Consider the following 3,039-nt stretch of genomic DNA (forward strand, 5'->3'; position numbering starts at 1 on the left):
TATATTAAATTTTTAAATAAAAGACATAATTAATTAAAATTATAATTTGCTATTAGTATCTTTTTAAAAATATTTACAATTATTTTAATAGGTTATGCAAGAAGTCTAATAATATTCTTTTGTTTTTTTCAACTATAATTTAAAGGTAAATATTTATGCTTTATAAATTGTGTTCTTTTTTTATTTTTTCAACGCGTTTTTTATATTCGCGTTGTTTTTCTTTGTCTAAATTGTTGTATCAGTTGCGTTTTCATTCCTGACGAACTCTTACCAATTCAAACTTTTTCTTTTCCAATGATAGTTTGTTTGTGATTAACTTATATGTTTTTTGTTTTTCTTTGGTTAAGTTTTCAAATCAACCACTTTTTCATTGTTTCTCTCACTGTTTTAAAGCTAATCGCCCAGGGTGTTGTTCAGTTTGTTGTTGTCTAATTCTGCGTTGTTCTTTTTGAACATCATTTTGATCATAATCAATTTTTGTGTTCACATAACTTGCTCTGCGCATAACATCAATTCCTTTCTAATCAAATATTTTCATAAATAAAAAAATAGGTAGATGACTTTTTTATCATTCTACCTATACACAAAAATTAAAAAATGTTATAATTTAACTGACCTACCAAAAGGTGGGGATTAAATTATATCAGACCCTAATAATTGGTTTCCAAAGACCGCTTAATAGGTGTATAGAAGAATGACGGTGAAGTCATTTTCTTTTATTTAGTTGTGTTTATTATAGCATAAATATTTACTATGACATTTTTAAAAAGTATAATTATTTATATTGTTGTGTAGAAAAGATAGTTAGAAAATTTTTAGCAGAAATTTTGCGAATAGTGCGTGGTTCTCTAACTATCTTTTCTACACAACAATTTTTTATTTTAAATAGCTATGACATTTTTAAATGATGTTGGCTTTATCTTGGTGGACTTGCCAACACTGAAAGGGTTTCTTAACCCTTTTTTATTTTGCACCATTTTTTAATTCCCCCTTTTATGCAATTCCTAAAATAACATCTTTTAGACCCAAGACAATTGCACTCGCCAAAATCACAATTCCCAAACAAACACCAATCCAAGTAACACGAGCAATCGTTTCTCTGCGTTGTTCGGCGTTTTTGGCAAATTTACCAGCAATACCATAATACGCCACCATAACAATACCAATAACAATTGCTATTCCAATTAAAATTGGCATTCCAACAGAAATTATTTTATTACCGATTTCTTGCAAGCTAGTTGATCCACTTGTCCCTAAGAAAGTCATCATTATTTATCACCTCGTTGTTTTGCTTCTCATTCTTCATCATCTTTTTTCATTTGGGCAATATCTTTTTCTGTTTTTGCCACAAAGGCTTTTTCTTTTTTCTCGCGGATTGGTTTTAAAATAAACGGGTCAACCACAAACCGTTTAAACAACCACCCCAAAAGAACAAGACCCGCCAGCGACCCAACAACAATTCCAAAGATAGCCCAAATACCCAAACCAGTTTTCTTGTTATTGTCAGGTGTATTAGTGTTTTTTATTTGCAAAGTAAATTGCTCTGAAGTCGCATTATTGTATTTAACAGTAATGTTTACTTTGTCATTTGGGTTAAATTCAGTTTGATTTAAAACAAACGAAACTTTGTTGACATCATAATTGCTGGTATTTACATCAGGAATTTTGATGTCGTTTGGAATTTGGGTTTTTAACTGCTCTACGACTTGCTCTTTTGTCAACGGTTCTTTTGATAACAATTTAGCATTGGTTTTAAACCAATCAGCAAGAGCAGTTGCAAATTGACTATCAGTAGTTATTTGTTGTCAATTTTTACTCTCTGCAAACAATTTATTTAGTTGACTAGCACTAGAACCACGGATATTGTCGTGTCCATTTGCTTTCGCTCAAATTTCAAATTGTTTGCCATTATCAGTGTCAAAATACTTTGCAATTGTTTTATCCTTTGCAATTTGTAAATAAACATTGTTGGTATGTCCTAGGTTATCAGACAACTCAACAACATATTTACCATTTGTTGTTGCTAACTGTGACCCATCAAGTTTAATGCCATTTGTAGGGTCAGTGATGCTTGATTGTGATGTTTTATTTCATTGCTCATCACAACCATACACAACCCCAGTTATCACACTACTTGCGGTTGGTTTTACCATTGTGATAACACTTTCACTATTCGCATAGTAGAATGTATTAACTGGATTTGTGATATTGCTTGTATCAATTTGACCAAGATAATCTTTTATTACCGTTGCGGTTGATGATGTTGGTGTTACATTAATTTTCAAATCAACTGTTGTTGTAGGAACAACATTATAAGTTACATCAACTGAACCTTTGTAACTTTTGCTGTCTTTTTTCGCTGATAAAGTTGCAGAGTGATTATCTTTATTTGTTATTTCAATTTGTGAAAAATCATCAATGACATTGCTGTTTTTTTGATTAACAGCAGTGAAAATAGTGTCATCGTTGTTATCTAAGATATTTCCTAAATCAGCGGTTTTGATTAAATCACTTAGATTTTGTTGCACTGGTGTTGGTGTTGGGTCAATTTTCGCCTGCATCGAGACAATAATTTCACTTGTATATTGTTTACCATCCAAAGTAAAAGTTACTTGTAAATTATGGTCGCGTGGTGCCGTTTCCGGTTTAACATTGATAGTCCAGTGTTTATTTGTTTGACCTTGTTGGACATTATCAAACACAACTTTATCAATGTTCGGATTCGCAATATCAATGTTTAAATCGCCATCCACGCTAACCAAGTTAGGGCGAGTTCAAGTTTTCGTTTTTGAACTATCAACCAAAGTAAACTGACTTTGTCTTTTTGCTCATTCTAAGGCTGTCAATGCTGAATGTATTACAAAAGTTCCATTATTTGTTCCAAGATAAAGATATCTTGTATTATCAACGGCAATTGAATTTATTTGACCACCTATACCATCAATTTTTGTTGGTGTTATTTCACCAACACCCAACTTATATGCACCATCAAATTTTCCAAAATAAATATTGTCATTGCTATCAATTGCAGNNNNATMM

2 protein-coding genes are annotated in these 3,039 nt (G+C 31.4%); both read right to left on the reverse strand.

Annotated features, from left to right (window positions below):
- Window positions 1-160: 160 nt before the first annotated feature.
- The gene (locus tag EHV01_RS04340; protein WP_400249461.1) at window positions 161-505 is read right to left on the reverse strand and encodes a hypothetical protein; all 345 of its coding nucleotides are present in this window, start codon (window positions 503-505) and stop codon (window positions 161-163) included.
- Window positions 506-993: 488 nt separating this feature from the next.
- Window positions 994-1,269: an Mbov_0395 family pilin-like conjugal transfer protein gene (locus EHV01_RS04345; RefSeq protein ID WP_422066367.1), complete on the reverse strand. Its 276-nt coding sequence runs from the start codon at window positions 1,267-1,269 to the stop codon at window positions 994-996.
- Window positions 1,270-3,039: the final 1,770 nt, after the last annotated feature.

Origin of the sequence: Spiroplasma sp. hy2, from assembly GCF_044714365.1 — a bacterium.
Lineage (GTDB): Bacteria > Bacillota_I > Bacilli_A > Mycoplasmatales > Mycoplasmataceae > Spiroplasma > Spiroplasma phoeniceum.